Annotated in this window: 23 protein-coding genes and 2 pseudogenes; 8 read left to right on the forward strand and 17 right to left on the reverse strand. The window is 66.9% G+C overall.

Annotated elements, in window-relative coordinates:
• Positions 1-12 precede the first annotated feature (12 nt).
• Complete coding sequence (locus ABD156_RS42445) at positions 13-1,371, forward strand: serine hydrolase domain-containing protein (RefSeq protein WP_344286888.1); 1,359 nt, start codon at positions 13-15, stop codon at positions 1,369-1,371.
• Positions 1,372-1,660: 289 nt separating this feature from the next.
• Here ABD156_RS42445 and ABD156_RS42450 read toward each other — a convergent pair whose 3' ends face one another.
• Positions 1,661-2,296, reverse strand: coding sequence for a response regulator (locus ABD156_RS42450; RefSeq protein ID WP_344286890.1), 636 nt, complete (start codon positions 2,294-2,296; stop codon positions 1,661-1,663).
• Positions 2,289-3,407 (reverse strand): sensor histidine kinase, encoded by a 1,119-nt coding sequence (locus ABD156_RS42455; RefSeq protein WP_344286892.1) that lies wholly within the window; start codon positions 3,405-3,407, stop codon positions 2,289-2,291. The genes ABD156_RS42450 and ABD156_RS42455 overlap by 8 nt, the downstream gene beginning before the upstream one ends.
• Positions 3,408-3,589: 182 nt before the next feature.
• On the opposite strand from ABD156_RS42455, the gene ABD156_RS42460 reads away from it, so the two are divergent.
• Positions 3,590-4,150: a GlcG/HbpS family heme-binding protein gene (locus tag ABD156_RS42460; protein WP_344286894.1), complete on the forward strand. Its 561-nt coding sequence runs from the start codon at positions 3,590-3,592 to the stop codon at positions 4,148-4,150.
• 292 nt (positions 4,151-4,442) lie between these two features.
• Here ABD156_RS42460 and ABD156_RS42465 read toward each other — a convergent pair whose 3' ends face one another.
• Positions 4,443-5,021 carry a TetR/AcrR family transcriptional regulator gene (locus ABD156_RS42465; protein ID WP_344286896.1) on the reverse strand — a complete coding sequence of 193 codons (579 nt, stop codon included), beginning with the start codon at positions 5,019-5,021 and terminating at the stop codon, positions 4,443-4,445.
• 81 nt (positions 5,022-5,102) lie between these two features.
• On the opposite strand from ABD156_RS42465, the pseudogene ABD156_RS42470 reads away from it, so the two are divergent.
• From ABD156_RS42470 to ABD156_RS42480, 3 genes and pseudogenes are all read left to right on the forward strand, one after another.
• A pseudogene (locus ABD156_RS42470) lies at positions 5,103-5,876 on the forward strand (oxidoreductase).
• A gap of 24 nt (positions 5,877-5,900) precedes the next feature.
• Entirely contained in the window at positions 5,901-6,233 is a 333-nt protein-coding gene (locus tag ABD156_RS42475) for a VOC family protein (protein WP_344286897.1), read from the forward strand.
• Between the two features lie 20 nt (positions 6,234-6,253).
• On the forward strand, positions 6,254-7,003 hold the full coding sequence (locus ABD156_RS42480) for a class I SAM-dependent methyltransferase (protein WP_344286898.1): 750 nt from the start codon (positions 6,254-6,256) through the stop codon (positions 7,001-7,003).
• 36 nt (positions 7,004-7,039) lie between these two features.
• On the opposite strand, the gene ABD156_RS42485 is transcribed toward ABD156_RS42480, so the two are convergent.
• From ABD156_RS42485 to ABD156_RS42500, 4 genes are read right to left on the reverse strand one after another with little or no spacing between them, the layout of a single operon-like run.
• Positions 7,040-7,495: an NUDIX hydrolase gene (locus ABD156_RS42485; RefSeq protein ID WP_344286899.1), complete on the reverse strand. Its 456-nt coding sequence runs from the start codon at positions 7,493-7,495 to the stop codon at positions 7,040-7,042.
• Positions 7,495-7,992 carry a nitroreductase family deazaflavin-dependent oxidoreductase gene (locus ABD156_RS42490; RefSeq protein WP_344286901.1) on the reverse strand — a complete coding sequence of 166 codons (498 nt, stop codon included), beginning with the start codon at positions 7,990-7,992 and terminating at the stop codon, positions 7,495-7,497. Before ABD156_RS42490 ends, ABD156_RS42485 begins: the two co-directional genes overlap by 1 nt.
• A complete protein-coding gene (locus ABD156_RS42495; protein ID WP_344286903.1) occupies positions 7,989-9,188 on the reverse strand; it encodes an FAD-dependent monooxygenase in 1,200 nt (399 codons plus the stop codon). Before ABD156_RS42495 ends, ABD156_RS42490 begins: the two co-directional genes overlap by 4 nt.
• 9 nt (positions 9,189-9,197) lie before the next feature.
• Positions 9,198-9,764 carry a TetR/AcrR family transcriptional regulator gene (locus tag ABD156_RS42500; protein ID WP_344286905.1) on the reverse strand — a complete coding sequence of 189 codons (567 nt, stop codon included), beginning with the start codon at positions 9,762-9,764 and terminating at the stop codon, positions 9,198-9,200.
• A gap of 142 nt (positions 9,765-9,906) precedes the next feature.
• On the opposite strand from ABD156_RS42500, the pseudogene ABD156_RS47930 reads away from it, so the two are divergent.
• Positions 9,907-10,060 (forward strand): annotated as a pseudogene (locus tag ABD156_RS47930) (SulP family inorganic anion transporter); the annotation flags it as partial.
• Positions 10,061-10,194: 134 nt separating this feature from the next.
• Here the strand turns inward: ABD156_RS47930 and ABD156_RS42510 are convergent.
• A complete protein-coding gene (locus ABD156_RS42510) occupies positions 10,195-11,589 on the reverse strand; it encodes a cytochrome P450 (protein WP_344286907.1) in 1,395 nt (464 codons plus the stop codon).
• Positions 11,590-11,667: 78 nt separating this feature from the next.
• Here ABD156_RS42510 and ABD156_RS42515 point away from each other — a divergent pair, with 78 nt between their 5' ends.
• Positions 11,668-12,249, forward strand: a complete 582-nt coding sequence (locus ABD156_RS42515; RefSeq protein WP_344286909.1) for a TetR/AcrR family transcriptional regulator — start codon at positions 11,668-11,670, stop codon at positions 12,247-12,249.
• A gap of 432 nt (positions 12,250-12,681) precedes the next feature.
• Here ABD156_RS42515 and ABD156_RS42520 read toward each other — a convergent pair whose 3' ends face one another.
• The 8 genes from ABD156_RS42520 to ABD156_RS42555 form a co-directional block, all read right to left on the reverse strand.
• Complete coding sequence (locus ABD156_RS42520; RefSeq protein ID WP_344286911.1) at positions 12,682-13,059, reverse strand: Rieske (2Fe-2S) protein; 378 nt, start codon at positions 13,057-13,059, stop codon at positions 12,682-12,684.
• Positions 13,056-13,343, reverse strand: a complete 288-nt coding sequence (locus ABD156_RS42525) for a hypothetical protein (RefSeq protein WP_344286913.1) — start codon at positions 13,341-13,343, stop codon at positions 13,056-13,058. The genes ABD156_RS42520 and ABD156_RS42525 overlap by 4 nt, the downstream gene beginning before the upstream one ends.
• Positions 13,343-14,605, reverse strand: a complete 1,263-nt coding sequence (locus ABD156_RS42530; protein WP_344286915.1) for an amidohydrolase family protein — start codon at positions 14,603-14,605, stop codon at positions 13,343-13,345. The genes ABD156_RS42525 and ABD156_RS42530 overlap by 1 nt, the downstream gene beginning before the upstream one ends.
• Before the next feature lie 22 nt (positions 14,606-14,627).
• Positions 14,628-15,788 (reverse strand): ABC transporter ATP-binding protein, encoded by a 1,161-nt coding sequence (locus tag ABD156_RS42535; RefSeq protein ID WP_344286917.1) that lies wholly within the window; start codon positions 15,786-15,788, stop codon positions 14,628-14,630.
• Between the two features lie 38 nt (positions 15,789-15,826).
• On the reverse strand, positions 15,827-16,942 hold the full coding sequence (locus ABD156_RS42540; protein ID WP_344286919.1) for an ABC transporter substrate-binding protein: 1,116 nt from the start codon (positions 16,940-16,942) through the stop codon (positions 15,827-15,829).
• 16 nt (positions 16,943-16,958) lie between these two features.
• Positions 16,959-18,719: an ABC transporter permease gene (locus tag ABD156_RS42545; protein WP_344286921.1), complete on the reverse strand. Its 1,761-nt coding sequence runs from the start codon at positions 18,717-18,719 to the stop codon at positions 16,959-16,961.
• A gap of 160 nt (positions 18,720-18,879) precedes the next feature.
• Positions 18,880-19,929 carry a pyridoxal phosphate-dependent aminotransferase gene (locus tag ABD156_RS42550; protein ID WP_344286923.1) on the reverse strand — a complete coding sequence of 350 codons (1,050 nt, stop codon included), beginning with the start codon at positions 19,927-19,929 and terminating at the stop codon, positions 18,880-18,882.
• A gap of 88 nt (positions 19,930-20,017) precedes the next feature.
• Positions 20,018-20,746 (reverse strand): FadR/GntR family transcriptional regulator, encoded by a 729-nt coding sequence (locus ABD156_RS42555; protein ID WP_344286924.1) that lies wholly within the window; start codon positions 20,744-20,746, stop codon positions 20,018-20,020.
• Positions 20,747-20,866: 120 nt separating this feature from the next.
• On the opposite strand from ABD156_RS42555, the gene ABD156_RS42560 reads away from it, so the two are divergent.
• Positions 20,867-22,078 (forward strand): M20 metallopeptidase family protein, encoded by a 1,212-nt coding sequence (locus tag ABD156_RS42560; RefSeq protein ID WP_344286926.1) that lies wholly within the window; start codon positions 20,867-20,869, stop codon positions 22,076-22,078.
• A 519-nt stretch (positions 22,079-22,597) separates the two neighbouring features.
• Here ABD156_RS42560 and ABD156_RS42565 read toward each other — a convergent pair.
• Positions 22,598-24,226 (reverse strand): thiamine pyrophosphate-binding protein, encoded by a 1,629-nt coding sequence (locus ABD156_RS42565; protein ID WP_344286927.1) that lies wholly within the window; start codon positions 24,224-24,226, stop codon positions 22,598-22,600.
• Positions 24,227-24,268 lie beyond the last annotated feature (42 nt).

Genomic DNA, 24,268 nt, shown 5'->3' on the forward strand with positions numbered 1-24,268 from the left:
TGGGGAGAACTGATGTCCTTCAATCACGCGCACTGGCAGGCCCGGCTCGACACTCTGCGCGCCGCCCACGGCGTTCCGGGTGCGTCCTTGGCCGTGCTCGCCGGCGGAGAGGTGCACGAACTCGCGAGCGGCGTCCTGCACCGAGGGACCGGCGTCGAGGTCACCACCGACTCGGTGTTTCTGTCCGGCTCGCTCGCGAAGACCTACACCGCGACCGTCGTGCTGAACCTGGTCGACGCGGGCGCCCTCGACCTCGACACCCCGATCGTCAAGCTGCTGCCGGAATTCGCGACACCGGACCCGGTCGCCACCGAGACCATCACCGTCCGGCAGCTGCTCAGCCACACCGGTGGCCTGACCTGCGACTTCACCTACGACTCCGGCCGCGGCGACGACTGCCTAGCCCGCTACGTCGAGGCCGCCGCCGGGGTGGCGCTGGACTGCCCGCCCGGCACCGCGCTGTCCTACAGCAGCGTCGGGTACGCCGTGCTGGGCCGGGTCATCGAGGTCGTGACCGGCAAGACGTGGGACCAAGCGGTTAAAGACCTGCTCTTCACCCCGCTTGGGCTGGAACACTCGATGACGCTGCCCGAGGAAGCTTTGCGCTTCCGGGTGGCGATGAGCCACCTCGGCGAGGAACCCACGCCTGCCTGGGATTTGATGCCGCGCTCGGCCGGACCGTACGGCCGCGTCATCATCTCCGCCGGCGACGTCGCACGCTTCGCGAAGATGCACCTGGACGGCGGCGTCGCGGCCGACGGCACGCGCGTGCTGTCCAGCGAGGCGGTCGCGCTGATGCAGCGCCGGGTGGTCGACAGCCCGGACAAGTGGACCGTCTCCGCCGACGGCTGGGGCCTCGGGTGGACGCTCTACGACTGGAACGGCGTCGCCGGGTTCGGACATGACGGCAGTTCCGTCGCGCAGCATTCGTTCCTGCGAGTGGTGCCGCACGCCGGCGTGGCGCTCGTGCTGCTGACCAACGGCGGCGACTTCGACCGGCTGTACCACGAGCTGTTCAGCGAACTGCTGCGCGAACTGGCCGACGTTGAGATGCCTCCGCCGTTCGCGCCGCCGACCGACCCGCCCGCGGTCGATATCGCGCCGCTGGTCGGAACCTATGTGCGGGAAGGCGTGATCACCACGATCAGCCGGGCCGACGACGGCAAAGCGCGGATCAGGTACGAGTTCGTGGACGGGATGAAGGACCTGTCGCCGCCGCTGGAAGCGGAACTGGTGCCAGTGACCGAGACAGTGTTCGCTGCGTGCGGGGAATCTTTCGGCGCGAACCCGGTACCGGTGGTGTTCTCAACGCTCGCCGACGGCAGCCCATGCGTCTACATCGGAATGCGAGCCACACCGAAAACCTCGTGACCGCAACTCACGACAACAACCGCTGTTCCTTCGCGACGGCGACCGCACCGGCCCGGAACCCGTGCCAGAAGGCACGATCACCACGACCAGCCGGGCTGACGACAGCACAACGCCGATCAGTCACCACCGCTGGAAGCGGAACTGGCGCCAGTGACCGAAACAGTGTTCGCCGCCTGCGGAGAATCCTTCGGCACGAACCCAGTGCCGGTGGTGTTCTCAACGCTCGCCAACGGCAGCCCATGCGTCTACATCGGAATGCGAGCCACACCGAAAACCTCGTGACCACAACTCACGACAACAACCGCTGCTCCTTCGCCACCGCGACCGCACCGGCCCGGGTATCCACGCCGAGCTTCTCGTAAATCCGCCCCAGATGCGTCTTCACGGTCGCCTCGCTGATGAACAACCGTCGCGCGATCTCCCGGTTCCCCAGCCCCTGCGCGAGCTGTTCGAGAATGTCCCGTTCGCGGTCAGTGAGCGTCGGCCGCGGCGCGCGCAGCTGGGCCATCATCCGGTCGGCGACCGGCGGCGACAACGCGGTGCGTCCCGCCGCGGCCGACCGGATCGCCGCGTACAGCTCGTCGGCGGACTCGGCCTTCAGCAGATATCCCGTGGCACCGGCCTCAATGGAGCGCGTGATGTCGGCGTCGGTGTCATACGTGGTCAGCACCAGCACGCGCGGCGGCGTCGGAGCCGAGCGGAGCCGCCGGATCGCTTCCACGCCGTCCATTCCGTCGCCCAGCTGCAAATCCATCAACACCACATCCGGTCGCAACGCGGCGGCGAGGTTGAGCGCTTCCTGCCCCGTCGCCGCCTCGCCGACGACCTCGATTCCACCGGCGCCGGCCAGCAGCGCGCGCAGTCCGGCCCGGACCATGGCGTGGTCGTCGCAGAGCACGACGCGGATGGGCTGATCGTCAGACATGGTTGGGTCCCAACGGAATCGCGGCCGAGATGGCGGTGCCCTGTCCGGGCGCGGATTCGACGGTCAGCCGGCCGCCGAGCTGCGTCGCCCGCGCGCGCATGGCGGGCAGGCCGTGGCCGCGGCCCTCGGCGCTCGGGGCGGCCGGGTCGAAACCCCGGCCGTCGTCGGTGATGTCCAGCACGACCTCATCGTCTAGGTAGGTGAGGGTGAGCGCCACTCCCGACGCGTCCGCGTGTTCGCGCGCGTTGGCCAGCGCGCCCTGCGCGATCCGGACCAAAGTGGACTGCACGCGGCTGGGCAGCGGCCGGGCAGGCCCGTCGACCTGGACGCGCACCGGCCGCGGTTCGCGTTCGGCGACGTTGCGCAGCGCTTCCTCGACCGAGTGTCCGTCGAGATCGGCCGGGGCCAGGTCTTGCACGAGACCGCGGGCTTCGGCCAGATTTCGCGTGCCGATCTGTTGTGCCGCATGCAAATGCTCGCGCGCCAGGTCCGGGTTCGCCCACGCGCGGTCGGCCGCTTGCAGCAGCATCGCTTGGCTGGACAGACCTTGCGCCAAGGCGTCGTGGATCTCGCGTGACAGCCGCTGCCGTTCGTCCAGCATTCCCGCGCGACGCTCGGTTTCCCGCAGCCGCACCGCCTGCCGCCGCAGGTACGTGATCACCGCGGCGGTCACGGCGGCGACGGCGACCGGCACGATGGTCAGGTTCGGGTCGAAGCCGGTCGAAAGCCGGTTCTGGGAGAGCACCACCAGCGCGGTCACCAGCGTCACCAGCACTAACGCGGGAACGGTCGGCAGCGTGCGGAGGCCAGTGACGAACAGCGGGACCGCGCACCACGCGAAACTCGGCGCGAGCAGCACGAGCACCACCCACAGCACGGTCACGACGGTCAGCCAGGCCAGATACGGCACGGTCACCTCCTCCGGACCGGTCACCCGCAGCACCAGGCCGACCGCGTAGACCGCGGCGAGGCAGCCGGTCAGCGCGATCACCCAGGGCGCGGCCGGTTCTCCGTGATGGTGGTCGAGGAAGCGCACGATCGACGCGACCAGCAGCAGGAAGAACGCCGTGTGCATGGTCGCGGCCAGCCACCGCGCGTCCCGATCAGTCATCGCCACCTCCGTTTCGGGTCCTCAGTGGAGCCTGACCTGTGCGAACCCGGCCGGCATCAGCCGATCGGATGACCTGAGTGTCGGCCGTTCCGCGCCGCGAGGCGAGCCGAGACTCCGATCCGGTGAAGGCGGTCCCGGACGCACGATGAACGCATCAAGCCGGACAAGCCAAGGAGCACCCGATGAAGAACTTCACCGCCAAGACCCGCATCGCCACCGTCGTCGGCGGCCTCGCCGTGATCGGAGCCGCCACCACCGGCGCGCTGGCCGCCAACGCCGCCACCCCGGCCGCGTCCGCCGCGCCCGCCGCCGCTCCCGCTCAGGCCGCGCCGAAGGGCCTGGTCCAGACCACTCACCTGTCGATCGCCGCCGCGCAGAAGGCCGCGCAGGCCGCGCTCGCCGCCGCCGAGAAGGCGGGCCAGCACGTGTCGGTCGCGGTGGTCGACCGCGACGGCAACACCATCGTCACCCTGCGCGGCGACGGGGCGGGCCCGCAGTCGTACTCGTCGGCCGAGGAGAAGGCGTTCACCGCGGTTTCGTGGAACGCCAAGACCTCCGAGCTGACCGGCCGGCTGCAGCAGGCCCCGACCCTGAAGGACATCAAGGGCACCCTGTTCCTCGCCGGAGCGGTCCCGGTGGACGCGAACAACGCCCCGATCGCGGCGGTCGGCGTGGCCGGCGCGCCGTCCGGTGCGCAGGACGAGAGCTTCGCGCAGGCCGGGGTGGACGCGCTCGGCAAGTAAGACTCCCGCGGAGATGCGGCCGGTGGTCCGGTTCCGGTTCGGCGGGCCTCGTCGTTGACGGCGAGGCCCGCAGGCCGGGCGAGGCTTTGGCTGAATCCGCCGGTGTTGGTCGCCTCGAGCCCGGGCTTCGGGTCTGGGTGAACCTGCCGATGTTGCCCGCCTCGATCCCAGGACCATGCCCTGGTTGAGCCCGAGCCACCCCCGCGACAGGAACCGGTCGACCTCGCCGATAACCGGCAGGCGAACTGCCCGAGCAGCCGCCCCGGCATCAGCCCGTTCGACCCCCTGCCGCTCACGAAGTCCGCACAGCCCCGTACCGCAATCCGTCCAGCAGGATCTCCGTGATCCGGACTGCCTCGTCCCGCCAGCCCTCCGTGATGCGCATGCCGCACATCCCGCCGAGCGCGCGCAGCACGGTGCGTCCGCCGATGTCGGCGCGGAGCTTTCCGGCCGCGGCACCGGCGTCGAGCAACTCGTCGAGCGCACCCGCCATCTGCACACGGGCGTCCTCGAACACCGGCGAATCCGTCGCCATGATGCTCTCCAGCGCGACCGCCATCCCCTTGCCGACGGCCGCGTGATCCACCAACCGCAGCAGGAAATGTCTCAACGCCTCGTCTGGCGCGTGCTGCGCGAGCAGTTGAGCCGGCACAGCGCACAACTGGTCGACCTCCTGCCGGTACACCTCTTCCACGAGCGCTTCCCGCGTCTCGAAGTGCCGGTAGAGCGTGCCGACCGCCACCCCGGCCCGCTTGGCGATTTCGTCGACATGTGCGTCGGACTCTCCGGCGAGGAACGCTTCTCGCGCGGCGGCGAGGAGCGCATCACGGTTGCGTCGCGCGTCGGCGCGCAACGGACGGGTGGACGGCACCAGCACCTCCATAAAGTGAGTCCGGTTCAGTTTAGTGTATCGTTTCCGGAGTCAGACTCACCTTAGTGCGGGAGCGATGCCATGACAGTTCCGGACGAGGGTCTCGAGGGCCTCCGTGTGCTGGTGACCGGCGGCAGCCGAGGGCTGGGTGCGGCAACGGTCCGCCGCTTCGCCGCCGCCGGCGCGACCGTGTTGACGGCTTCGCGCAGCGCACCGCCGGACGATCTGCCCGCGACGTTTCTCCCCGCGGACCTCTCGACCGAAGCAGGCGCGGCGGAGCTTGGCCGCCGGGTGGTCGAGAGCGTCGGCGGGGTCGACGTCCTGGTCAACAACGCGGGAGCGGCGACCGAACCCTCGCCGACACTCAAGCGGACCGACGAATCCTGGTTCGCCGACCTGGAGATGAACCTGCTCAGCGCCGTTCGCCTCGATCGTGCGCTGGTGCCGGCGATGGTCGAGCACGGGTCCGGCGTGGTCGTGCACGTGTCGTCGATCGCGAGTCACCTGCCGCAGCGCGGTGAAGCTCCTTATGCGGCGGCGTAGGCCGCCCTCAATGTGTACAGCCGCTCGCTGGCGACGGAGGTCAGCGCGCAGGGCGTGCGGGTCGTGTGCGTGTTGCCGGGGTTTGTCGTCACGGAGGGCGCGGCCGCACATCTTCAGCAGATCGCGTCCCAGGAAGGCGTTGGGGTGGACCAGATCCAGCAGCAGATCGTGGACCGGCTGGGCGTGCCGATGGGGCGGCCGGGCGATCCGTCGGACGTGGCGGAGATGATCGCGTTTCTCGCGTCCAGCCGGGCGAAATGGCTGACCGGGGCGGAATTCCGGGTCGACGGCGGGATTATCCCGGCCGTCTGACCGTCGCAACAGAGGGAGTGTCCCATGGATTTGAAGCTTGGTGCGGTGATCATCGACGCGGCGTCGCTTGGGGAGGAGAGCGCGTTCTGGCATCGGCTGCTCGGCGGTTCGGTCGCGACGACGGAAACTCACCACTTCCTGCGGGCTGAAGGGTTTCCGGTGCTGGTGATTCAGCACGCCGCCGGGCAACAGCCGCCGGAATGGCCGGACGGAGGGTCGCAGCAGATGCATGTGGACGTCACCGCGGATGATCTTGCCGCGGCGGAGAAACGGGCAGTGGAGGCGGGTGCGCGTCGGCTTTCCGGCCGCGTGTATGCCAGTCCGGCTGGGCATCCGTTCTGCCTCCGGCAGGCTTGAAGCTCCGATAGGCTCGGTGGATGAATCACCCTGCCTTGTCGTTCGGTGCGGCGGCGTCCGCGTACGCCGAGCATCGCCCGGACTACGCGCGGGCCGCGGTGCGCTGGGCGCTCGACGCGGCACCTGGGCCTCGGGTGCTCGATCTCGGCGCGGGCACCGGAAAACTCACCGCCGCTTTGGGCGCCGACGTGATCGCGGTCGAGCCGGACCCGGCGATGCTCGGCGAACTGCGGCGCGCGCTGCCGGACGTCCGCGCCGAGCGAGGCAGTGCCGAAACGATCCCGCTGCCGGACGGGTCCGTCGACGCCGTGCTGTCCGGCAACGCGATGCATTGGTTCGACATGGACGCCGCCGGACCGGAGATCGCGCGAGTCCTTGCGCCCGGCGGGATTCTGGCCGGATTGTGGAATGTCGTGGACGACCAGGCGGACTGGGTCGCCGAGCTGGCCCGGGTCAGCGGCAGCGCGGCGATCGGGCCGCGCGACACCCCGTCCGGCTGGCGTTCCGCGACCGCGCATCTTCCGGAAGCCGGTTCGCCGACCAGGTTCGAGTCGCCGGAGCGAGCCGAGTTCCCGCACGGTCAGGCCCGGACCGCTGACACGTTAGTCGCGACTCTGTCCACCCGGGCCGGGATGCTGGTGCTGCCGAAACCTGAGCGGTCCGCGGCGCTTGACCGGATCCGTGGTTTCCTCGCGGAGCGGCCGGAGACCGCGTCAGGCACGTTCACGCTGCCGATGTCGACTTGTGCACTGCGCGCTCGACGGCTCTGAAACAGCCATCGCGGCAGGAAATCTGATGCCAAAGAGCTAGCCGCCGAACCGCTTCACGTAGTCCTCGACGATCGGCCGTTCCGGGGCGATGATGTCGTCCGGCAATCGGTCCAGCTCGAAGAATTCGTACCCGGTGATCTCCGCCCCGTCCACAGTGACCTCGGTGTTCTCGACGGTCGCGGTGAACGCGGCGGTCACGTTATGGACCTCGTCGCCGTGTGGGTACCGGTAGAAGTACTCCGGTCCGGAATAGACACCCAGCAGTTCGAGATACCTTACCACCAGGCCGATTTCCTCCCGAACCTCGCGCCGGCCAGCGTCCTCATAGGACTCCCCGGGGTCGAGGAACCCGCCGGGCAGGCCCCAGTCCTGGCTTTCCCCGCGGAACACCAGCAGCAGCCTGCCGCGTTCGTCGGCGATCAGCACCGACGTTCCGGGCAGGATCAGCGGGCGAGTGCCGACTAGTTCGCGCAGTTCGGCGATGTAGTTCATCAGCGGTCTGTACCTTCTTGGTCGGTTTCGGCTCCGCCGCGCGGACGGAAGGCGACGATCGGCAACTGCTGGACCATCCGGTGTCGCGCCGCGTCGGAGCCGTCATAGTGCCAGCCCAGCAGTTTGCTCAGCACGGGATGCAGGACTGGGCGCAGCAGCAGGTTTCGCCGTTCGTAGTCCGCGATGGCGTCGGCTGCTTCGGGTTCGTCGAGGATCCGGTACTGGGGAGCGAACTTTCGGCGACCGATCGCGACCTCCGCCGCGGGAGCCGCCTGGATGTTGCGGTACCAGTCAGACGACGGGCCCAGACCGGCGATGGCCAGTACCTCGTCGGTTTGAGGACGGAGGCCGATCACTTCCAGCACCGTCCGGTACTGCCGGCCGGATTTGCGGCCGACGTGCGTGAGGCACAGGAAACGCTTGCCCAGCACCCAACCCAGGTCGCGGTCGTACAGTTTCGCCGGCGCCTTGAAGACCGTGCGCGCTATCGGGTTCACGGTCGGACTCCTTCCCTCGCCGAATGGTGCAGGTTCGTGATGAGCGCAGTGGATTTCCCGGTCAAACTCCCGGCCACGAATCGGTCAATTCCGGGCACCCGCGCCAGTTTCAGCGCGAGCCGACGCAACTGGAGCTGCGGTTTGCTGTCCGGGAGGAACCAGCGCGCACCGTTGCGGGCGACTTGCTGTTTGTCAGCCGCGACGGGACGCCAGAGCCGCTCGTACTCCGCCAGCCCCTCGGAGATGGTCGACGCTCGGCTCAGTTGATCTGCCAGCACGTACGCCCCTCCGATGCCCAGTGACGCGCCCTGTCCGGCCAGCAGCGACACCGCGTACGCCGCGTCCCCGACCAGCGTGACCCGGCCCTTGCTCCACGTTGGCATCTCAATCTGGGCGACCTGGTCGTAGTAGATCTCCTCGGACGGCGGACAGTGCGTCAACGCTTCCGGCACCATCCAGCCCAGCGAGCCGTAGGTGTCCAGCAGCGACGCCCGGATGTCGTCGGGCATGGTGGGATCGGGCGTGCGATGAACGGCGAAGGCGGCGACTGTTCCGGCGCGCAGACCGTAGAAACCCATCTGGCGGCCGACGGTGTCGGTGAGGCAGAACCGGCCAGCCGCCACCGCCTGGATCTCGGGCGACTTGAACAGGAACGCCGCGGTGTGGAAGCCGAGATAGCGGAGGAATTGCGATTCCTCGCCGAACACCAGCCGCCGGACCGTGGAATGGATTCCGTCGGCGCCGACCAGCAGATCGGCTTCCAGGACTGAACCGTCCGACCGGGTGGCGACGACTCGGTCTCCGTCGTCCTCGACTGCGACTACGCCGCTGTCGTACCGAAGCTCGACCTCCGCGGGCAGCGTCGCGCGCAAAGCCTGTTCCAGATCCGGCCGCAGGACGCTCAGCAACCGGCCGCCGACGGTGCGCGCGAACCGGCCGAACTGAATATCGGATCGGCGCTTCCCTTGTGCGTCAAGGAGAATCGCTTCGGAAACCGGGTACGCCGCCTCCTTGATCGCGGGCAGCACACCCATCGCCTCGGCCGCGTCGTAGCCGGTGCCGAAGAAGTCGATCATGTATCCCTGCCGGCGCGGGCCGGGCGACCGCTCGACCAGCGTCACCTCGTTGCCCAGCGCGGACAGCCGGTTCGCCGCGGCCAGCCCGGCGATGCCAGCGCCGCAGACCAGGACTCTCATCGCATCCCCCTAAGGTTGAGTGACCAGCCCTCGCAGCACGGCGGTGACCGCCGCCGAATCGCCGCCGGGGGCGAGGCCGCGGTGCAGCAGCAGGCCGTCGATGGTCGCCACCAGCACCTCCGTGGTCGCATCCGGTTCGGGAACGCCGCGTTCGGCGAGCCAGCGGCTGACCTGCGCGCGGAACGCCAGGAGCAGTCCGCCGATCTGTTCCCGCAGCTCGTCGTCGCGCCGCGCCGCCAGGTAGGCCTCGACGAAGAGCACCGACAACGGATCCACTCCGGTGTACGGCTCGACCGACCCGAACAGCGCGGACACCAGGTCAGCCGGGTTCTGCGTCGCGGCCAGCGCCGGGCCGACGCTCTCCAGCACCTCGCGCATCGCGTCGAGGACCGCCTCGCGCAACAACGCCTGCAGGGACGGGAAGTGGTAGTGCACCACGCTCGACGTCACCCCGGCACGATCCGCCAGCACGCGCGTGCTCACCGCGGTCCAGCCGCGTTCCGGCACCAGCTCCGTCGCCGCTGCCAGCAACCGCTGCCGTACCTCTTGGCCGCGTGCCGCCGCCGGAGAACTCATCCCGCCCCCATCTCGGTCAATCGCCCTGTGCAGTCGTACAGGGCGATCGTCCTGTACGACTGCCCTGATCGTAGCGCGGCCCGATGGACCAGGTAAAGCGAGTGATCCAAGACTCACCTGAAGGCGGGAGGCGGCGTCATCCACGGACGCGCACTCGAACAAGACCCGGGAGCGGTCGGGCAGGCATCGCCAACGTCGTCACCGGGATTTTCAGCGGCATGGGCGGCTGCGCGATGATCGGCCGGACGATGATCAACGTGAAGGTCGCGGGCAGCCAGACCCGGCTGTCGCCGTTCCCCGACAACCTCGCGTCCAGCAACGATCTTGTCTATCAATTCGACTACGCCGACGACCCGGATCGAGTAGTCATCGGCCTCTCGTCCACGCACATCCGGGACGCGCGGCGATGCACGAGAAGCTGTCCGGGGAGCTAGCGGCCAGCTGAGGTCAGCTCCGTCGCCCGCTCGCGGATCCGCGGCCGGACAGTGAACCCGCTCGGCTTCAGCGTCAGCGATTCCACGATCTTCAGCTCGTACGCTGGATCTGCCTCGAAGTCGTAGCGCTGCAACATAATCCCCAACGCCAGCACCGCTTCGTGCAACGCGAACTGGCGGCCGATGCACGCGCGTTCCCCGGTGCCGAACGGTTTGTACGCCTGAGCCGGACGCTTCCGCACCTCCGCCGGCTCGAAGCGGTCCGGGTCGAATTTCTCCGGGTCCGGGCCCCACACCGTCGGGTCGCGGTGGAGCATCGGCAGCGGAACGATGATCGAATCTCCCTTGCGCATCCGGTATTTTCCACCCAGCACCAGGTCTTCGCGAGCCTCCCGGGTGTAGCCGGGCGCGGTCGGCCACAGCCGCATCGCCTCGTCGAGCACGCGCCGGACGTACCGCAGCTTCGCCACATCCCCGAACGCCGGTTCGCGATCGCCCCACACCGCATCGACCTCGGCGCGGGCCTTCTCCAGCATTTCGGGATGCCGCGTCAAGTAGTACAGCGCGAACGACAGCGCGCCCGAGGTCGTCTCATGGCCCGCGACCACGAAAGTGATGGCCTGGTTGCGAATGTTCACCGGGTCGAGCCGCTCCCCCGTCATCGGGTGCCCGTCGGTGAGCATCAGGCCGAGCAGGTCACGCGCTTCGCCGCCTTCCCGGCGGCGGCTCTCGATGACCTCGTCGACCAGATTCGTCATGGTCGCGATGTCAGCCTGATTCTGCGCGGACGACCCGGCCAGCGCACGCCGCACGAACGGAAGCTTGACGTTGTCCAGCTGCGCGAACCGCAACGCCCGGATCATCGCAGTGACGAACGGATGCGGTTCGGCCCGCTCGAACGACCCGAACCGGTACCCGAACCCGGCGAGACCGATCGTCTCGAGAGTCAGCCGCGTCATGTCGGCCGCGACGTCGACCGGACCGGTCGCCCCGTCCCACGACGCCGTCAACTCGCGGGCGACCTCGAGCATCATCGAGTGGTAACGGCGCATCGCCTCGGCGGAAAACGCGGGCTGCAGAATGTCGTGAGCCAGCCGCCAGTTCGGCTCGCGCGTGTGCGCGGTGAACAACCCGTCGCCGACGACCCCGCGCAAACGCTCGACGCCGAGGCCGACGTGCTTGCCGAACCTCGACTCGTCGTTCAGTTCGGTGACCAGGTCGAGCCCGCAGGCGAACACGATCTCCAGCCCGAAGAACTTGCGGGTGAAAATCGGCCCCAGCCCCGCGCCGGCGCGCATGGTGCTCTGCAACGGCGTGCGCACATTGGTCCCGAGCAGGTCCCCGAGCACCGGCAACCGACCCGGCCGGTGCGGAATCGCGGTGGTGTCCACAGTTCGCTCCCTACTGAACCCGCATCCAATAGGGTCACCATCCCCCGCTACTGAACCGGTGTCAAGTAAGCTGGGAAGATGCGGACGCGCCTGAGCACCGAACAGCGGCGCGAACAGCTGCTGACCATCGGCGCAGGCCTGTTCGCGGGACGCCCCTACGACGAGGTGTGGATCGAAGAGGTAGCCGAAATCGCAGGCGTCTCGCGCGGCTTGCTGTACCACTACTTCCCCACGAAGAAGGACTTCTTCGCCGCGATCGTCCGCGTCCAGCGCGACCAACTGCTGGCGATGAGCGAACCCGACCCAGCGCTGCCGGTGGCCGAGCAACTGCGCGCGGGGCTGGAGGTATACCTGGAATTCGCCCGCACCCATCCCGACGGCTACCGCATCGTGCACCGCAGCGCCGGCGACGCGGACCGCGAAATCCGGGAAATCTGCGAGGCCGGAATGGCAGCGAACGCCGAGCGAATCCTGGCCGCGGTGAGTTTGCTGCGCCCAGTAACCGCAACGACGCAACTGGCGGTCCGAGGGTGGCTTTCGTTTGTGGCGACGCTGATTTTGGATTGGCTGGACGAGCCGAAAATCAGCACGGAGGAGCTGCGGGACCTGTGCGCACGGACTCTTTTCGCCGCAGTTGACGTAGATCCCGGCACGATCTGATCCACGGGGCTGCTCCCTTGCCCGCGTCCGTGAGGGGAACCCTGAGGGACTCTGAGTCCCTCAGGGTTCCCCTCACGGACCACCCACCGCCGCAACGCACCCAACGCCACTTCGGTGCACCCCACGCACCCAACGCCACATTGGGTGCGCCACATGCACCCAATGCGGCATTCGGTGCATGTGACGCACCCAATGCCACATTGGGGCGCAAGCCCCGCCTCACTCACCAAACCGCAGCCGATGCACCCAACCGTCAAAGCACCCACCCCGCCCCCAACCCCGATACGAAGCCAAAAACACGGCGCGAGGGTGCTTGTCAAGGCATCTTTCCAGCCTTGACAAGCACCCCCGCGCCGTAGTCACAATAAAACTTCGGGGTGGTGGCCCCCACTACGGGCGCAATGTCGCCGCCAGGCGACGAGCCGCCAGCGATCAGAGACTCACCACAACCTCATCCCCCACCACCCGAACCGGTACCCCTCGCAACCCCACCCGATCATCCGCCGGATGCCGCCCAGTCAAGATATCGAACTCGAACCCATGCCAAGGACAAACAATATTCCGATCAGCCGGATGAAACGCGGGCCCGGCACTCTTCCGATCCTCCCGAACCGGCTGAATAGTCCGAGGCATGATCTTCCCCTGGCAAACCGGCCCGCCCTGATGCGGGCAGACGTTATGCCAAGCCCGCACCTCCCCAGCATGGAAGTAAAGCCCCACTTCCAGCCCGTCAACCTCCACCACGATCCGCCCGCGCGCCTGGAGATCCGCCAGACCGGCAACGACAACATCCCGCCGCACAGCGCTCATTCGGCCCTCCGATACCAGATCGCCATGTCGAAAAGGTTCACATCCGCCGCGTCCAGCAACGCCGTCACCAAGACAACAGTCTCCGTCGCGGTCAGCGCATCCTCACGAATCGGCCACGCGATCTTCCCCACCCGATCAGTCTTGGCAGAGAACAACCGAGCCGCCGCATACAGCAAATCCGCGATTTCTTCGTCGGGAACCGCAGCAGCCTGGTCCTCCGAAACAACCTGGGAGGTCAACTCACCCAACCGAGACACCAGCGAAGTCAACTCAGCGGCCGTCATCACGAAACCCCAGGACGGTCGTGGAGCACGCTCCGCGCAGCGGGCTTCCGGCGGTCAGTGGGCAGATTGAAAACGCGAGCCGCGTTAAGACCGAGAATATTCCGCTTAGCCTGCTCAGACAAAAACGGCAGCCGAGTAATAGTCGAAGGCGCGTCCCAGTCCCAATGCGGCCAATCCGACGAGTACAACAACTGCGTCTCCGCGTTGAACGCCTTCATCCCAGCCTCCAGCAACTCCATGCTGGTCCGCTCCATCGGCTGGCTCGTATACCACATTTCCTTCATGTACTCACTAGGCAACCGATTCAACCCAGGAGCCTCGCTAGGCCGCATCAGCACCTCATGGTCAAGCCGCTGCATGAGGAACGGAATCCAAGCAAGCCCGCTCTCCACCCAGACCATCTTCAGCCGAGGAAACCGCTCCGGCATCGCGTTGATGATCCAGTTGGTCACATGAATCTGATTGTAATGCGTAAAAGACAACGCATGCATCGACAGAAACCGGTTCAGCTGAGCGAAAGACGGATCGCCCCAGTGGTACCCGGAGTGAAAAGCGAGCGGCTTCCCACTGTCCTCAATCAGCTTGTACAGCCGAGTATAAACATCCGAATGAACCGGATTATTGCGAGTCGAACAAACCGTGTACCCGATAATCCCGTCGTCATCGGCATACTTCTCGACCAGCTCCTCGCAAACCTCAGGCGTGTTGTACGGCAGATACAACATCCCCTTGAGCCGATCATCCTGCGGCAGAACAACCTCAGTCAGCCACCGGTTGAAAGCCCGCCCCAGCACGACCTCGATCTCATCCTGCGGGTGCATGCCCAGCAGCAACATCGCGCTGGGAAACACAACCTGATAGTCCAGCCCCATCGCGTCCATGCCACGCCGGGCAGCGGCGACGAACGGATGTCCGGACACCCCGTCAAGGGGCTCCTTGCGGCCTTGATGACCGATCCGTCCGCCGACACTCTGATGCGACATACCAGGCTGGATGTTCAGCAACGCGTTATTGCCGGCGAACTTGCCGAACTGGTCCATCCCGATCTGCCGCCACACATCGTTGTCGATGAGTTCCAGCACCTCGCCCCAGAAGTGATCCTCCGAGACGTGCGCGTCGATGTCGACGATGAAATAATCGTCGTACTCCCGCTCGGCCTGTTTGGTCGCGTGGGCGAGAACATCCCGGGTGTCGGTCCGCCCGCCGATCTCGGCGAGTTCCCGGATCCGAGGCCCGTCGGAACGGGGCGTATTCAAGGGCACGGATTCTCCCCTTCGTCCGGCGTCAGCGAGGCGCGACGGCGGCATCGGTCATCGTGGTCAGGTAGTCGTCGTCAGCGGGAGCCGCGTTCTCGTGCGGAATCACGACAGCCCGCTCCGGGCTCACCGCGAAAGTGTGTTCCTCACCCGCGGTTGGCACGGATTCCGCGGACAGCTCAGCCGTTTCGGTCCGCACTCGCATCGGGAGCCCGTCCGCGCGGACCAGAAGGTTGACGGCACTGCCGAGATAAGTAGTGCGCTCAACAGTGCCACGGAATCGGCCCAAACCGGAACTGTCCGAGGAAAGCCGAGCATGCGCCGCACGAAACGCGATGTCAGCCCGGTCGCCCACGGAAACATCCCCGGTCGTGATCCCGGAGAAGACCAGCGAGGTGTCATCCACTCGCACCTCAGCGGTTTTCCCGCGCACCCCAGTGACCGTGCCGGGAAGGATGTTCTGAAAGCCCATGAAATCCGCGACATAGGCCGAATTCGGCCGGTCGTACAGGTCGCTCGGCGTACCGGACTGAACGATCACGCCCTCGCTCATCACGATGATCCGGTCGGACAGCGTGATCGCTTCCTCCTGATCGTGCGTCACGTAGACCGACGTCGTCTCGAACCGGTTGTGCAGCGAGCGCACCTGCTGGCCCATCTGGTACCGCAGTTTGCTGTCCAAATTGGACAATGGCTCGTCGTAAAAGATGATCCCCGGCCGGGCGGCCAGCGCACGCGCGAGTGCCACGCGCTGCTGCTGACCGCCCGACAGGGCAGTGACCGGGCGCTTCCCGAGATCGGAAAGGCCAACCGCGTCCAGCATTTCCTGAACCCGCTGCGCCCGCTCCCGGCCGGGCATCCGCGCGACCTTCAGCGGGTACGCCACATTGTCCGTGACATTCAGGTGCGGCCAAAGCGCATAACTCTGGAACACCATGCCGACCCGGCGCTTGTCCGCGGGCACGAACGTGCGCCGCGCGGTGTCGACGACGACCCGGTCGCCCATGACGATCCGGCCCGAGGTCGGCCGCTCCAGCCCGGCCAGGCAGCGCAACGTCGTCGTCTTTCCGCAGCCCGAGGGGCCGAGCAGCGTCACGAACTGCCCGGACTCGATCGTCAGATCCAGTTCGTGCAGCGCCGCCTTCGCGCCGTACTTCTTGGTGAGTCCGGATACCTGGACCTCGGTCATCGTGACCTGCGCTTTCTCTTCGGCCGGGAGGCGAGGCGTTACTTCTTGAAGGCCTGGGTGATGAAGTCGAAGTAGGGCTTGTTGAACGCCGGGTCCGGGTTCGAGAACGGCAGCCGCGGCAGCTTGTCCAGAGACGGCAGACCCGCAGGGCCGGGCGCGGTCGGCGTGCGGCCGTAGGAGTTGTCCTTTTCCGCCAAGGCTTTCTGGCCTTCCGGCGAGTACAGCCAGTTGACATACAGCTGCGCGGCCTCGGAATGCGGCGCGTCCTTGATCAGGCACAGCGCCGAACGCGCCATGTAGTTTCCGCCGTCCTCCAGCGGGAACACCATGCCGATCGGCGCGCCCTTCTGCTTCTGCGCCTCGAAGTAGCCCTGGTACACCGCGATGCCGACCGGGAACCGGCCGCTGGCGACATCGGTGGGCACCATCGGCTCGGACTGCGAGATCTGCAGGTCCTGCGCGGCCAGCTTCTCCAGGTAGGAACGGCCCCACTTCTTCTCGTTCTCGGGCAGCATCAGCGATTCGAGGATGTACCGGATGCCGCCGGGCACGGTCATGTCGCCGACCGCGATCTTGCCCTTCCACTTCGGGTCGAGCAGGTCGTGCCAGTTCTTCGGCGCGTCCTGCTTTTGCACCTGGTCGGTGTTGTAGACGAACCCGAAGTAGCGCAACGCGAAGTAGGTGAGCCTGCCGTCGTTGTCCGTCGGCACCTTGAACCCGGGGTCGGCGGTGCGCACGTCCGCGGGCGTGCAAATGTTCGGCTTCGCGGCGGCCTGCGGAGATTCACCGCCGACGTAGATGTCCGCGATCCGGTTTCCGCTCTGCGCCTCGGTGTCCAGCTTGGTGAGGATCTGCGCGTCGGCCTGGTCCTGCGGAAGCAGTTTGATCCCGGGGAAGCGCTTCGTGAACACGTCGTTCAGCGCCTGGTTCGCGGTCACCCCGGGCCCGTACAGCACGAGCTGGGTGTGGTTGGCCGCGAAGGCCTTGTCGTACAGCTCGTTCATGTACTTGTTGGCCGAAGCTGAGGCACCGGGGACCTCAATCGGCGTGCTCGACTTGGACGCGCCCGCGGACGCACAGGCGGTAAGCGCGGCGAGCAGGCCGGCGGTGACCGCCAGCGCCGGCGCGCGCAGTTTCGTACGGGAGAACTTCATTGTTCTTCCTCTCGGGTCAGGGGGTGAGACGGGAGAGCGGACCTGCGGAACGGTCGCGGCCGAGGATCCGGCCGCCGAGCTTGACGGACACCGCGGCGAGCGCCAGCACGACGAACGCGGCGATCAGGATGATCATGAACAGCGCCGCGCCCCGGGACATCTCGCCGGTGAGGAACTGCTGGAAGGCGGTCAGCGACACGGGTTCCAGGCCGGGCGGGGCGAGCAGCATCGGCACGGCGAGGTTGCCCGAGATGAACAGCGCGGAGAGGAACCAGCCGGCCAGGAAGCTCGGGATGACCAGGCGCAGCACGATGGTCACCAGCACCCGGCCCGCGCTCGCGCCGGACATCCGGCCCGCTTCCTCCAGTTCGGGCGACAGCTGGGCCAGCGCGCCCTCGGCGATCCGGCTCGAGACCGGGATCGTCGCGACGACCAGCACGAGCGTCATCAGGAACGCCGAACCGTAGAGCCCGCGGAAGGCCGGGAGGTAGAGCACGGCGAACATGTAGGCCAGGCCGAGCACGACGCCGGGCAACGCCCAGGGAATCCAGACGGCGAACGAGGTGTAGCTCCGCAGGAATCCCCGGCGCCGCGCGGTGACGTAGGTGGTGAGCAGCGCGATCGCGATCGAGCCGAAGCCGCCGATGACCGCGAGCCACGCGGTGAGCGCCAGGCTCGAGCTGAACTGCGGGTCGGTGAGCATCGTGACGTAGTTGTCCAGCGTCAGCCCGGTGCTCATCACCCCGAAGATCGGCTGGAGGCTGCCGAGCACCATCGCGAACAGCGGCAGCAGGAAGTTCAGCAGCACCACCACGACGATCAGCGCGGACAGCACCCAGCGGACCGGGCCCAGCTCCTGCGGGTCGCGCCGCGACGTCTTGCCGGTGAGCGTGGTGAAGCTGCGGCCGCGCAACATCCAGCGCTGGGCCAGGAACAGCAGCAGCACCAGCAGGATCAGCACGAGCGACAGCGCGAACGCCTTGGTGTACTCGGCTGGCGCCTCATCCCGGACGTAGTGGTAGATCTGCGTCGAGAACACGTAGATGCCCGCTTGGCGGCCGATCAGCTGCGGTCCGTCGAACGACTGGAACACCAGCACCGCGATCAGCAGGGCCGCGCCGGTGATCGCCGGGCCGACCGACGGGATGGTGATGGTGAAGAACGTCCGCACCGTTCCCGCGCCGCTGATCGCCGCGGCCTCGTCGAGCGACTGGTCCCGGTTCTTGAACGCGCCGAGCAGCAGCAGGTACGCGAACGGCATGTAGCCGAGCGACGTCAGCAGGATCAGCCCGCCCCAGCCCTGGATGTTGATCAGCGGCCCGTGCGTGCCGAGCGCCCGGCCGAGCTGGTTGAGCAGGCCGTTCTGCGCGTTGCCGAGCATGATCCAGCCGAGGGTGTGAAACAGCGGCGGGACGAAGAGGTTGATCACCATGATCGGCGTGAGCAGCTTGCGGCCGGGCACGTTCGTGTTGGCCGCGATCCAGGCGAACAGCCCGCCGCCCGCCACCGAAATCGTGCCGCACACGACGACCAGCACGATCGAGTTCCACAGCGTGTGCCAGGTTTCCGGCGCCTCGAACGCCGCGAGCAGGCCGCCCATCGTGAACGGCATGTTGTCCGAGGGCAGCCCGTCGCGGAAGGCGCCGAGCACGATCATCGCCACCGGATAGACGAAAATCAGCGTGAGCCCGGCGAGCAGGGTCGCTTTGAGCACACCGCCGGTCACCGAGCGGCGCATCGAGGCCCGCCGGTCGTGCTCGAATAGGCGCTCGGTCACTGCACCGTTCCTTCCTGCGAGCGATCGGTTACCCGCCGCGTGAACGAACCGCTTCGTCCGTCCTGCCGGTTAGCGTAAGAACTCGGGTGCGGCGGCTCATCGAGCGGCTCTCCGAAGTCCTTCCGGTTTCCTCAGACACGGTGTCGGAGGAAACCGCTGATCAGATCAGAGCGGCGAGCACCGCGTCGTTCTCTTCGGGCAGCCCGATCGTCACGCGTGCCCCGCCCGCCTTCGGGAACGGCCGGGCGAGCACGCCGCGAGCCTCCAAACGGGACAGAAGATCGGCCGCATCCCCGGGCAGGAAAAGGAAATTCGCCTGGCTCGGCACATACGCGACGTTCGCCGCCTTCAACGCGGCTTCGACGCGAGCGCGTTCGGAGACGATGACGGCGGTTCTTTCCTTCGCCACAGCCAATCCTTCCGCGCTCAACGCCGCGATGACCGCCGCCTCGGCCACACTGTTGAGCGCGAACCCGACGGACGTACGGCGCAGCGCTTCCGCGATCCTCGGTGCCGCAGCGGCATAACCGACACGGATTCCCGCCAAACCGTGCGCTTTGGACAGTGTCCGCAGCAGCACGAGATTCTCGAACTCGTCGAGCAATCCGACAGTCGCGTCCAGTGGTTCGACAGACACGAACTCGCGGTACGCCTCGTCGACAACAACCAGCACGCTCGACGGGACGCTTTTCAGGAAGTCGCGGATATCCTCGACGCCGCGCAGCCCGCCGGTCGGGTTGTTGGGATTGCAGAGGTAGACAATGCGGGTTTCCGGGCCGACCGCGGCGAGCATCGCGTCGAGATCCATCGCGCCGTTCGCGTCGAGACCGACCTCTGTGGACTCCGCGCCGGCCAGCGAAAGCGCCGCCGCATACGCCTCAAAGGACGGTCCCGGACGCACCCCGTGCACGCCTGGTTCGCACACCAGCCGGGCCAGGGCGTGCAGCAGAGTGCCGGAACCGTTGTCGATCGCGATGCGCCTCGCGTCCAGCCCCATCGCCTCGGCGACGGCGGCGCGTGCCGCGGTGCGGTGGTAATCGGGATAGCGATGGGCATTCCGCGCCGCCTCGGTCATCGCAGCGACGATGACGTCAGCGGGCGCCCACGGCATTTCGTTCTGTGACAAGCGGATCGGCGGCTGCGCACCGCGGGACGAGCGATCGGGGGCGGCGAGCACGCGGTCGACCACACTGCGGAGCTCCAGCAGCATGCATCCTCCTCAAGCCGGACGATTAACTGTAATGAATATACATAATTCTGAGCGCGTGTACATCCATCAGTTCTCCGGCTGGCGAGGATCAGGAAGGCCGGGCTGCCACCGCAGGACGCCGGTGCCGCGAAATCGCCGACTCCGCGAGCTTGTGGTCGCGCCGCACGACCGCCTCGGCGAAGTCGAGGTGCGTGCGCAGCCGCTCCTGCGTGGTCGGCGCGGTGACGCCTTCGAGCCGCGCGGCGATGATGTAGTCGACGAGATTCGTATACAGGCTGCGCAAAAGCTCGTTCGGCGACACCTGCGCGATCCGCGCGTGCAGCGCCCAGATCGCGGTCGGTGCCTCCGCGGAATCCCAGGCCGCCTTCAGCGTCTCGGCGCACGCTGAGATATCGGCGATGTCCTCGTCGCTCGCGTTCTCGACCGCGTCGTGCAGCACCGAACCGTCGAGCGAGTCCAGGACGCGCAGGCAGTTCTCCACCGTCGCCTTCCCCTCGCGCAGCTGCAGCAGCTGATCGCTCAGGTGCGTGAACGGCGAACGCGTCGCAACGAAGATCCCACCGCCCGGCCCCGGCTTCGCGTCAACAATGCCGCGAGCGCGCAACAGCTGAATCGCCTCGCTCAGCGTCGCCGGCGCAACCCCGAAGCGCGCCATCAACTCCTGACGGCGCCCGACGAAGTGCCCAGCGCTCCAGCCCTCCGAGACGATCTCGTCCTCGAGCGCGCGAGCGACCTGGACGGCGGCGGCGGTGTTCGTGATCTGCGGCAAGAAGTCCTCCGAAGTGCTCGGTCCGGTGACGTCGCCGACGCGGGTCACGCGTAGTGACAGATTAGAGGCGCACCGGAACCCCCGACACCCGGCATCGTCTATATTGATTGTAGACATTAGACGCTGGCGTCACCAGCGCGGCACGCACCGTTGCCTCTAAGGAGCCCCATGCCGGTTTCCGACTCGATCCTCGCCGCTTCCGCCGCCCTCCTGCCAGACCTGGTCGCGCTCCGCCGCACCCTGCACGCCCGGCCCGAAGCCGGGTTCGCCCTCCCCCACACCCAGCGAGCCGTGCTGGCCGCGATGGCCTCGCTCGACCTGGAGACAACGCCCGGCCCGCACGATTTCACGTCAATCATCGCAGTCCTGCGCGGCGCGCGGGCCGGACCGTCGGTTCTTTTGCGCGCAGACATGGACGCACTGCGCGTCACGGAAGAGACCGGACTGCCGTTCTCCTCGCAGACTCCCGGATTGATGCACGCCTGCGGACACGACCTGCACACAGCCGCGCTTGTCGGTGCGGCAAAGCTCCTCAACGCCCACCGAGACGAGATCGCCGGCTCGGTGGTCTTCATGTTCGAACCAGGCGAGGAAGCAGGCGGCGGCGCACAACGGTTAATCGAAGAGGGAGTGCTCTCCGACGTCGAGGCCGCCTACGGCATCCACGTCCTCCCCGGCCAATCCGGCGTATTCACGACCCGCCCCGGTCCGGTCATGGCAGGGGCCAGCAGCCTGACCGTACGCGTGCTCGGCCGAAGCGGACACGGTTCGCGCCCGCACCAAGCAGTAGACCCGGTTCCCGCCGCGGCACAGATCATTTCCGCACTGCACACCTATGTGACCCGGCGGTTTCCGGTGTTCGATCCGGTGGTGCTGTCGGTGACCAAAATGCAGGCGAGCGAGATCATCAACGCCATCCCCGACGAGGCAACCCTAGGCGCGACGATTCGCGCGCTGTCCGCGGAGAGCGTGGACATCCTGGCCCGTGAGCTTCCCTCGCTGGCCGACGGGATCGCGTCAGCGTTCGGCTGCCGTGCGGAGACGGAATTCCGGTCGGTCTACCCAGTCACCACGAACGACCCGAAAGCAGCGGCACATGCGTTGACCGTTCTCGGCGATCTGTTCGGCACGAAACGAGCTGTCCCACTGGAGAACCCGGTGATGGCTTCGGAGAGCTTTTCCGCGGTGCTGAACGAGGTCCCCGGCGCGTTCATCTTCCTAGGCACCACCCCCGACGGGATCGACCCAGATGCGGCGGAGATGAACCACTCCCCCCGCGCGGTCTTCGACGACAGCGTCCTCGGCGACCAAGCCGCGGCCCTGGCGACCCTCGCCCTCAGCCACGTCGCCGTCCGTGAGGGGAACCCCGAGGGACTCTGATTCCCTCAGGGTTCCCCTCACGACCCACCGCCGTCCGTGAGGGGCTCCTTCACGGAATCAGATTCCCTCAAGGAGCCCTTCACAGCCCACCCCGCTCGTTCGCTCGCTCGCCCACCCGCTCGTTCGCTCGTTCGCTCGCTCGCCGCCGCGATGCGCCCCAACGCCACATTGGGTGCATCCCACGCACCCAACGCCACATTCGGTGCGTCACATGCACCCAATGCGGCGTTCGGTGCGCCACATGCACCCAATGTGGCATTCGGTGCGTCACATGCACCCAATGCCACATTGGGGCGCAAGCCCCGCCTCACTCACCAAACCGCAGCCGATGCACCCAACCGTCAAAGCACCCACCCCGCCCCCAACCCCGATACGAAGCCTCCTCTGCGGTTCGGGGGTGATTGTCAAGGCATCTTTCCCGCCTTGACAATCACCCCCGAACCGTCAGCACAATAAAACTTCGGGGTGGTGGCCCCCACCCGAGCGCAATGTCGCCGCCAGGCGACGAGCCGACAGCAATCAGTGCTTCTCGTGAATCAACGGCCAAGGCGAAGGAAACACATCCACCGGCACCTTCACCACAGCAGGCCGCCGCGCAGCAATAGCCGCAGAAACATACTTCTCCACCGCAGCAGCATCCTCCGCAAGCGCAAAATCCAACCCAAACGCCCGAGTAAGCAACTCAAAATCAGGATTAGTCAGATCCGACCCGATAAACCGACCACCATAAGTATCCCGCTGAATCCGCCAAACATTCCCAAACCGAGAATCCTCGAACAACACGGTCACCAACGGAATCCCATACTTCTTAGCCGTAGCGAACTCCTGCAGAGACCACCCAATCCCCCCGTCCCCCGTAACCGCGACAACAGGCCGCCCACCAGACCCAACCGCGGCACCGAGCGCAGTAGGCATCGCATACCCCAACGTCCCCTGATACCCAGGCCACACATAAGACCGCGGCGCCCGCACAGGAAACCCGTACGTAGACACATACCCAATCTGCGTCAACTCGTTGACATAAACCCCATCCTCAGGCAACGCAGCACGAATCGCGTCCACGAACTCCATCTGCGGCCCAGCCTGCTTCCGAATCCGAGCCTCGCAATCCTCCCGAAGCCGAACCAACTCAGCCCCCCAAGCAGCACGAGGCGCAAGCCGCTCAACCAACGCCTCCAGCACCGCCACCGCATCAGCATTAACCGCAAGATCCGGCCGCCGAGGCGCACGAAGATCAGCCGCATCAATATTGACCAACGCCAGCCGAGCATCGCCGATATTCAACTGCTGCCCAAACGGCGTCAGGAACCGGCTCCCGAACGACACCACCAAGTCAGCAGTAGCCCGCAGCTCCCACAAAGCGAACGCAGGCAACGCATGCGGATCCCGAGCATCAATCGCCCCGCGCCCGTTCTCGCTCATCACCACCGGCGCGTCCAGCAACTCAGCAAGCCGAGCCAACAACTTGAACGCCCGAGGATCCCGCATCCCACCGCCGACATGGATTACCGGCCGAGTGGAAGCCGCCAGCAACCGAGCAAGCTCAACAACATCCTGCTCCGGCGCCTCCGGCTCCCGAACCCCAAACGGCTCCCCCGGCTTAAGATCCGCAACCGCGTGAAGCAGATCCGGCCCCAGCTCCAGCGCAACAGGCCGAGGCCGCCCAGTACGCATCTGCCGGAACCCCTCATGGACGAGATCCGGAATCTCCTCAACCCGCTTAGGCCGAGCAGACCACTTAGTCAGCCCCTGAACCGTGTCAGTCTGCCGAGGAATCTCGTGCAGCGCACCAAGTCCGCCGCCGACGAGTGGCGAAGGGATCGTCCCCGCCAGCAACATCACCTGCGACGAGCACGCATACGCCGTCGCCATCCCAGCCCCGGCGTTCAGCACACCCGGCCCCGGCACCACCATCGCCACACCAGGACGCCCGGAAGCCCGGTAATAACCGTCCGCCATGTAGCTGGTCGCCTGCTCATGCCGCGGAACGACCAGCTCCAGCTCGTCGCGCTTGCGGTACATGCCGTCAGTGAGCCCGTCCAGCTGGACTCCGGGAATGCCGAAGACCGTGTCGACACCCTCGCTGATGAGCGCCCTGGCGAGCGCGTCACCGCCTGTCATCTGTGCCATGCGGATCCCTCTCGTCAAATGTCTATAATGAATATAGATCAAATCTCCGGCAGCTGGCAA

It is taken from the genome of Amycolatopsis albidoflavus (genome assembly GCF_039525725.1).
GTDB classification, from domain to species: Bacteria; Actinomycetota; Actinomycetes; order Mycobacteriales; family Pseudonocardiaceae; genus Amycolatopsis; species Amycolatopsis albidoflava.

What these genes read in the sequence shown, in the direction of transcription:
- ABD156_RS42445 (WP_344286888.1), top strand. Translation starts at nt 13, where the DNA reads ATGTCCTTCAATCACGCGCACTGGCAGGCCCGGCTCGACACTCTGCGC.
- ABD156_RS42450 (WP_344286890.1), bottom strand. Translation starts at nt 2,296, where the DNA reads ATGTCTGACGATCAGCCCATCCGCGTCGTGCTCTGCGACGACCACGCC.
- ABD156_RS42455 (WP_344286892.1), bottom strand. Translation starts at nt 3,407, where the DNA reads ATGACTGATCGGGACGCGCGGTGGCTGGCCGCGACCATGCACACGGCG.
- ABD156_RS42460 (WP_344286894.1), top strand. Translation starts at nt 3,590, where the DNA reads ATGAAGAACTTCACCGCCAAGACCCGCATCGCCACCGTCGTCGGCGGC.
- ABD156_RS42475 (WP_344286897.1), top strand. Translation starts at nt 5,901, where the DNA reads ATGGATTTGAAGCTTGGTGCGGTGATCATCGACGCGGCGTCGCTTGGG.
- ABD156_RS42480 (WP_344286898.1), top strand. Translation starts at nt 6,254, where the DNA reads ATGAATCACCCTGCCTTGTCGTTCGGTGCGGCGGCGTCCGCGTACGCC.
- ABD156_RS42485 (WP_344286899.1), bottom strand. Translation starts at nt 7,495, where the DNA reads ATGAACTACATCGCCGAACTGCGCGAACTAGTCGGCACTCGCCCGCTG.
- ABD156_RS42495 (WP_344286903.1), bottom strand. Translation starts at nt 9,188, where the DNA reads ATGAGAGTCCTGGTCTGCGGCGCTGGCATCGCCGGGCTGGCCGCGGCG.
- ABD156_RS42500 (WP_344286905.1), bottom strand. Translation starts at nt 9,764, where the DNA reads ATGAGTTCTCCGGCGGCGGCACGCGGCCAAGAGGTACGGCAGCGGTTG.
- ABD156_RS42515 (WP_344286909.1), top strand. Translation starts at nt 11,668, where the DNA reads ATGCGGACGCGCCTGAGCACCGAACAGCGGCGCGAACAGCTGCTGACC.
- ABD156_RS42520 (WP_344286911.1), bottom strand. Translation starts at nt 13,059, where the DNA reads ATGAGCGCTGTGCGGCGGGATGTTGTCGTTGCCGGTCTGGCGGATCTC.
- ABD156_RS42525 (WP_344286913.1), bottom strand. Translation starts at nt 13,343, where the DNA reads ATGACGGCCGCTGAGTTGACTTCGCTGGTGTCTCGGTTGGGTGAGTTG.
- ABD156_RS42535 (WP_344286917.1), bottom strand. Translation starts at nt 15,788, where the DNA reads ATGACCGAGGTCCAGGTATCCGGACTCACCAAGAAGTACGGCGCGAAG.
- ABD156_RS42540 (WP_344286919.1), bottom strand. Translation starts at nt 16,942, where the DNA reads ATGAAGTTCTCCCGTACGAAACTGCGCGCGCCGGCGCTGGCGGTCACC.
- ABD156_RS42550 (WP_344286923.1), bottom strand. Translation starts at nt 19,929, where the DNA reads ATGCTGCTGGAGCTCCGCAGTGTGGTCGACCGCGTGCTCGCCGCCCCC.
- ABD156_RS42560 (WP_344286926.1), top strand. Translation starts at nt 20,867, where the DNA reads ATGCCGGTTTCCGACTCGATCCTCGCCGCTTCCGCCGCCCTCCTGCCA.